Source organism: Borreliella americana (genome assembly GCF_021043605.1).
Classification (GTDB): domain Bacteria; phylum Spirochaetota; class Spirochaetia; order Borreliales; family Borreliaceae; genus Borreliella; species Borreliella americana.
In genome coordinates, this window is record NZ_JAJNFB010000013.1 from 20,500 (window position 1) to 27,901 (window position 7,402).

Annotated in this window: 3 protein-coding genes and 1 pseudogene; 2 read left to right on the forward strand and 2 right to left on the reverse strand. The window is 28.2% G+C overall.

All coding sequences use genetic code 11. From position 1 onward, the window contains the following. Positions 1 to 2: 2 nt before the first annotated feature. Positions 3 to 2,855, forward strand: coding sequence for an excinuclease ABC subunit UvrA (gene uvrA, locus LRB30_RS04275; RefSeq protein ID WP_231019760.1), 2,853 nt, complete (start codon positions 3 to 5; stop codon positions 2,853 to 2,855). Continuing rightward, positions 2,810 to 6,249: pseudogene (locus tag LRB30_RS04280) on the forward strand (LPS-assembly protein LptD). Before uvrA ends, LRB30_RS04280 begins: the two are co-directional and overlap by 46 nt. A 9-nt stretch (positions 6,250 to 6,258) precedes the next feature. Here LRB30_RS04280 and LRB30_RS04285 read toward each other — a convergent pair. Further along, the gene (locus tag LRB30_RS04285; protein WP_231014702.1) at positions 6,259 to 6,810 is read right to left on the reverse strand and encodes a hypothetical protein; all 552 of its coding nucleotides are present in this window, start codon (positions 6,808 to 6,810) and stop codon (positions 6,259 to 6,261) included. Then, positions 6,779 to 7,378 carry a ribonuclease H1 domain-containing protein gene (locus LRB30_RS04290; RefSeq protein ID WP_231014701.1) on the reverse strand — a complete coding sequence of 200 codons (600 nt, stop codon included), beginning with the start codon at positions 7,376 to 7,378 and terminating at the stop codon, positions 6,779 to 6,781. Before LRB30_RS04290 ends, LRB30_RS04285 begins: the two co-directional genes overlap by 32 nt. Positions 7,379 to 7,402 lie beyond the last annotated feature (24 nt).

The window sequence follows — 7,402 nt, forward strand, 5'->3', positions numbered from 1 at the left end:
TTTTGGAAAAAAGTTTGAAAAAAAAAATTATTGTTAGAGGAGCAAAAGAGCATAATTTAAAAAATATTGATGTAGATATTCCAAAAGATGGTTTAATTGTAATATCTGGCAAGAGTGGCTCTGGCAAGTCTTCTTTGGCTTTTGATACTATTTTTGCAGAAGGACAAAGAAGGTATATGGAGTCTGTTTCAGCTTATGCAAGGCAGTTTTTGGGTGTGATGAAAAAACCCAATGTTGATTATATAGATGGACTTTCTCCTTCTATAGCTATTGAGCAGAGAACAATAAGCAATAATCCCCGTTCTACTGTTGGAACAATTACTGAGATTTATGATTATTATAGGCTAATATTTGCGAAAATAGGTAAAGCGTATTGTCCAAATGATGGTAGATTAATAGAAGAGCAATCTTTAGATAAAATAGTTAATACTATTTTAAGTTATTCCGAGGGATCTAAGGTTGTACTTTTTGCACCAGTTGTAAGGGGCTCTAAAGGCGTTCATAAAAAAGTTTTAGAAAAAATATTAAATCAAGGTTTTAATAGAGTTAGAATAAATTCCGAAGATTATTTAATAGAAGATGCACTTAATTTAAATTTACATAAAAATAAAAAACATACCATTGAAATTATAGTTGATAGGATTAAGCTTGGTAATAATGTTAGAGTTAGACTTGCAGAATCTATTGAGACCTCTCTTGCTGTTTCTAATGGATATTTAAGAGTAGAAATTGATAATGATTTGGAAAAAATAGATAAACTATTTACAGAGCATAATAGTTGTCCTTTGTGTGGATTTTCACTCCCTCTTATAGAACCAAGACTTTTTTCATTTAATAGTCCATTTGGTGCTTGTAGTGAGTGTTCTGGTCTTGGCGTTACGCTTGAGTTTGATTTTGAGAGCATTTGTCCTGATACTAATCTTTCTTTTAATGATGATGCTTTTCTTACGTTTAAGACAAGTTCGTCTTGGTCTGTAGCTATTTTTAAAGGACTTGCCAAGCATTATAATTTTGACTTAAATACTCCTATAAAAGACATTCCAGACAAAGTTCTTAAACAGATTTTATACGGCTCAAATGAAAAAATAGATTTTATTTACCAGTCCAAAGAAATGGAAGCAAAGGAGCTAGATGGAGGATTTCATTATTCTAAAACATTTGAAGGACTTTTGCCTCTTTTGAAAAGGCGATATCTTACAACAGAATCAGAGAGTACTAAAATTTTTTATGAAAATTTGATGTCTAAAAAAATATGTAATTCATGTAAAGGAAAACGTTTAAGCGTTGGAGCTTTAACTGTAAAAATCAATGGAAAAGACATTCAAGATCTTACTAATTTGTCCGTATTTGATTCTTATATATTTTTTGAAAACTTGCAGCTTGATGTGGTGGATGAAAAAATATCTAAAGAAATTTTAAAAGAAATTAAAAGTAGGCTTAAATTTTTAATTGATGTTGGTCTTTCTTATTTATATTTAAATAGAATATCAGGCAGCTTATCTGGTGGTGAGGCGCAGCGTATTAGGCTTGCTACTCAAATAGGATCAGCACTTTCGGGTGTTATTTATGTTCTTGATGAGCCAAGTATTGGTCTTCATCAAAGAGATAATGAAAAATTAATCTCTACTCTTGTTAATCTTAAAAATCTTGGCAATACTGTAATTGTTGTTGAGCATGATGAGCAAACTTTGCGTACTGCAGACTATATTATTGATATGGGGCCCGGTGCTGGCATTCTTGGAGGGGAAATAGTTGCAAAGGGAGCTTTAATTGATATTTTAAATAGCAAAAATAGCTTAACTGGTCAATATCTTAGTGGCAAGTTTAAAATAGATGTTCCAAGCTCTAGAAGAAAGGCAGATAAGGGAGAAATTTTACTTTTAGGTTCTAACAAAAATAATCTTAAAAATATAGATGTAAGTATCCCTTTGGGAGTTTTTGCCGTAATAACAGGTGTTTCTGGTAGTGGGAAAAGTACTTTACTCAATGAAGTGTTATATCCAGCTCTTGATAGTAGATTAAAGCTTAATGAAAAGTATTGTGATGGTTTTAAAGATATTTTTGGGTACGAAAAAATCGATAAAATTATTCAAATAAATCAAAAACCAATAGGAAGAACTTCAAGATCAAATCCAGCAACTTATGTTGGATTTTTTACAGAAATTAGGGAGCTTTTTGCTAAACTTCCAGATGCAAAGTCAAGAGGTTTTAAAGCTGGTAGATTTTCTTTTAATGTTAAAGGTGGAAGGTGTGAGAAATGTCAAGGAGATGGGTATCTTAATATTCAAATGCATTTTTTACCGGATGTTTTTGTTCCTTGTGATTTGTGTAAGGGTAAAAAATTTAATGAAGAAACTTTAGAAGTTAGATACAAAGGAAAAAATATACACGATGTTTTAGAGATGAGCGTGTTTGAAGCGAGTAAATTTTTTGAAAATGTCCCCAAAATTAGTCATTATTTAAAATTTTTAATTGAAGTTGGGCTTGAATACATTAAATTAGGACAATCCGCAACAACTTTGTCAGGAGGTGAGGCTCAGCGTATTAAGTTGGCTTTTGAGTTAAGTAAAAAGAGTACGGGTAAAACCTTTTATATTATCGATGAACCAACAACCGGACTGCATTTTGATGACATAAAGAAGTTGTTAGAGGTTTTACAGCGGCTAGTTTCCAATGGCAATACAGTTGTACTCATAGAGCATAATTTAGATGTAATTAAGCAGGCAGATTATATAATAGATTTGGGTCCTGATGGTGGGTTGGCAGGGGGTAATATCGTTGTTTCCGGTGTCCCCGAAGAGGTTGCAAAATGCGAGAATTCCTATACAGGAATGTTTTTAAAAAATATTTTATAGTATTTTTAATTTTTTTAACATTTTCTAATGCAATTTTTGCTCAGACTGTAAATGATGAGAATTCTAAAAAAAGGGATAAGCTAACCCTAAGTCAAAAATCTTATTTAAGAGAACTTGAACTTTCAACCGACGAGGATTTAAAAAAATGGGCCTTAAAAGAGGGCCTAAAAGAAACAGATGTTTTAAAGATACGAGAATTGCTTTTAAAAAAGTTTGGAATAGACCCTGAGCTTTTTGTTAAAGGAAAAGGACTTGCCGGATCTGGTAGATATAAAATAATAATTGAAACTACAGATAATCTTGAAAATTTCACTTATGGACTTACTAAGGATGAAAGTATTATTTTTGAAGGAAGAGTTAATATCTTGGTTGAAGATATTAAAGAAAATAAAAAGCACAATATTAAAGGTGACAGAATAGTCCTTAATAAGAGCTCTAAAAAACTTTATTCTATTGGAAATGTTGAATATATTCTTGACATGGATACCAATGAAAAGCTTTATTTTTATGGTAATGAATTTTTTGTCGATTTTGATTCTCAAAATTTTTTATTAAAAGACGGCATTCTTCAAAAAAAAATGCAAAAAAATCAAATAGACCATATTCTTTCGTTTGGAGGAAAGGTTTTAAAAAAGATAGACAACGATGTTACCATTTTGGAACAAGCTTTTGCAACAACTAGTAAAATTCCAGAACCCTACTATTCAATTAAGGCTTCTAAAATATGGGTATTGCCCTCAGGAGATTTTGGGTTTTTAAATGCCATATTTTACATGGGAAGAGTTCCGGTATTTTATATTCCTTTTTTTTTCAGACCGGGAGATAGTTTGTTTTTTAATCCATCTTTAGGTCTAAATCCACGAAAAGGTTTTTCTGTTTTTAATACTATTTATCTTTTTGGTAATAAATCCTCAAGTGAAAATTCTTCTTTTTTGGATTTTGATTTCAATTTTGTTTATAATTCAGGTAAAAAACCTTATATAAGAAATGGATATTTAACTTATTTTTTTGCAGAAAATTTAGCACCTAGTGTTAGTAAAGATTATGTTAAGTTGATTTTTGACATTTATGCTAATCTGGGATTTTATTCTGGAATTGATTTTAATTTAGGTAATACTTTGGGGCATTTTAAAACTTTGGAAGGAAATTTTGGATTAGGTTTTACTAGGAATATTTATAGTTACGATGGAGGATATTATCCTTTTGATAATAGGGCCTTAAAACAATCTCTTTTTAGTTTTTCCAATCTTAACAAAGGAGATGTATTTGGGTTTGAAGTTCCTTTTAGATATTTGCTTAAATTTAAAACTGAATTTCTTTTAAGTGATGCACTTTTTTCGGTTGTTTTAGAGCACTATTCTGACCCGTATGTTAATATTGATTTTATAGATAGGATAGAAAGTGCTACATTTTTTTCTCTTTTGAATTTAGATAAAGATTCGGTTAAAGAGCAAACCAGCATTAGCACTTTTGATTGGAATTTGTCTTCTTTTTATAAGCGAACATTTAATGACGGTTCAATTTTAGATTATAAATTAAATAATTTGGGCTTAAATTTTAAATTGTCAGGCTATGAAAATCTTTATGTTAAATCTCCTTTGGAGAAGCCAAAAGAGACTAATGATCCTACAAGAAAATGGTTTTATTTGGAGAGAATTTATGCTCCATATATTGATTTAAATTTTCAAAAAGACCTTTACAATAATCAGTGGACTTTTTCAACTGATACTAAAGAAATGATAATGCGCCCAGAAATTAAAAATCTAGAAGATAAAGATAATGATAAAAAGAGCGTGAAGGAAAAAAATACTAAAAAAACAACAAAATTAACCAAGGATTTGTATATTCCTCCAGAACCAATTACTTTAAAAAATATTGATCAATCCGATTCTTTTTTTATTAGGTTTGGCATTAATCCTTATTTAAGAAATAATGTTTTTTTTGATAATTATGGCATAACAAGTCCAAAGGATTTTAATTATCAAATAAAAAATTATTTATTTGATATAAAAAATAAAACAGATATAAAAATTCATGCTGATTTTTATAATCGTTTAATTACTTTTGAAAATTTATTATATCTTAATACTATTGAGTATAATCCTTTAAACAAAGATTTTAAGGTTGAGGATAAAGATAAAAAAAGTGAGCATTCTATTATTAATCAAATAAATTTAAACTCGCTTCCTTTTATTAGATATCCTTTATTTTCTAGAAGTACTTTAAAGTTTGAAAATAAGGCTACTTTATATTCATTTAATAAAAAATATGATTCTAATGCAAAATCTTTGGTCAATAAGAATAGTAGTATTTTTTTATCTGATCCGGAAACTTTTTATCAAAGTTTAACAGCTTCTTTAATTTATGATTATGATTATTTTACTACCGAGCTTTCAGGTGAATTAAAAAATAGTTTTGAAGATATTAAAGCTTCTTCCGAGCTTAAACTTTCTTTAGATTTTCCTTATTTGTTACAAGAAGCTGGGATTGGAATTAAATATTATAAAAAGTTTAAAGAAGATGCTATGAAAAACTCTGGAATTTCTTCTGTTCAAAATCTTTTGGAACCCCAAAAACCAGCATCGCCTTATAAAAATTTAGAAATGTCTCCTGCTTTGTATTATAAAATTGAGCCGAGATATTTGGATTATTTTAAATTTAGTTTTTTAGCTGCTTATGATCCTTTGATAAATAGAGTTTCCGAGCTTTCTTTTAAGCTCAATGTTTTTGATTTTCAGTTTTTGTTTGCTATGAAAGACGACTTTGAATATAATTATGATCCTTTAAAAGGAGATTTTTCCAAGATTGGTACTACAACCAAACTTGTTCCATATTCTTTAGATTCTAGTTACAAAAAGGAATTGTACGTTTTAACTTTTTTTGACAATAAGCTTTCTTTTACCTTAGAAGTAGATGTTGGTTGGAAAATAAATTTGCAGAAATTTACGGATAATGAACTTCGATCTGCATTGACTTTGAAGTTTAAATATACAGAATTTTTAGAAATTTATTTTTCTACTTTATCTATTAATACAAAGACTTTTAAATATTTTAAAGGGTATATGGACCAAATTGGTCTAGAACCTGTTAATGTCTTTGTTGATTTATCAAAATCTTTCAATTTCTTTAATTCTCAAGACAGAAAAGATTCACTTTTTAAAATTAAAAAATTTTCATCAGGCTTTAAATTCAATTTTTATGATTGGAAATTTGTTGGAGAATATAATTTAGAACCAGATTTATTAAGGGGATCGATGGGATTTATTCTCCTATTTGGAGAAATAATTTTACAATTTATATTTCTTGGAACTTTTTTGCTCCTATAAAAGCGTCATTTGAAAACAATAAGGATACAAACTACGAGCTTATTATTAATAGAAAAACAAAAAAATAATAATGATTTTCATTTATTAGTAATAATAATTTTTGTAGTTCTTGTTATTAAAACATTTATTGTTTTTTTTGCTTCAATTCCTACTTTTGTTATGTTGAGCTTAAAAATAGACGGATATTTAATAGTTGAGCTTAAGTTATTGCTATTATTTTTGTTTTTAGAATGAATTTTTAGTGGATATACTTTAAACTTAAATGAAGTTTTAGGACCAATAAAAAACTCTCTATATTTATTTGCATACTTTGTTTCATTGTTTATTGCAAGATCTTCTTTTTTTAAGACGATCTTATCGTTGTTAAGGCTAGTGTTTTGCCAATTTATTTTTACTATGTCTAAGCTATTGTTTATAATTTGAATATAAATATATTCATTTGTAGCTTTAATTACATCTATGCTAATGTATTTAGAGGGAGACTCTAAAACTTTAAAATCAGTTTCATAATCATGGTTTATTTTTATTGTTGTACAACAATAAAAATAAACCATTGAAATCAGAAATATTGTTTTTATGTATTTTTTGACAATATTTCTACTTAGTTTTATGAAAACCAAGATCTGCAATATTTTCATTTCCTGGTATAAAAGAAATTTTTCCACCTTGTTCTTCAAATTTTTTCCTTAATTTAGTTGTCTTTTTGATTAAATTAATAGTAATTTGCGTTAAATTTTTGCTATTATAGATTCCTTTTGACCAATAGTTAATTATTAATTTACTGTCGCCAAATATGTTTATTATATTTTCTTTTAATGATATTTTGAGAGCTGTATATAGGGCAAGCAGTTCCCCAAAATTGTTGCTAATCCCTTGAAAATTTTTGACATAATAATTTCCATATTCATTAATCAGGGATTTATCTAAGATTTTATCCAATATTGAAATTCTTTTTTCATTTACAACTCTAATTTCTACGCCCTTTCCTCTTCCTGTTCCAGAATCAAAATATATTCCAATTGGGTGATGATGAATTTTGTTCTCATTATTAAATAGCCAATTTTGAGCTTGTTCTATTGTTTTGAAACTTTTTATTTTATTGTTTTGTCCTTTAATGGTAGTTTTGCATTCTTCCCAGGATTTGAAAATAATTTTTTCATTACTATTAATCAAAATACAGGCATAATATTTGTTCATATGTAGTATTAATTTCCTGAGCAC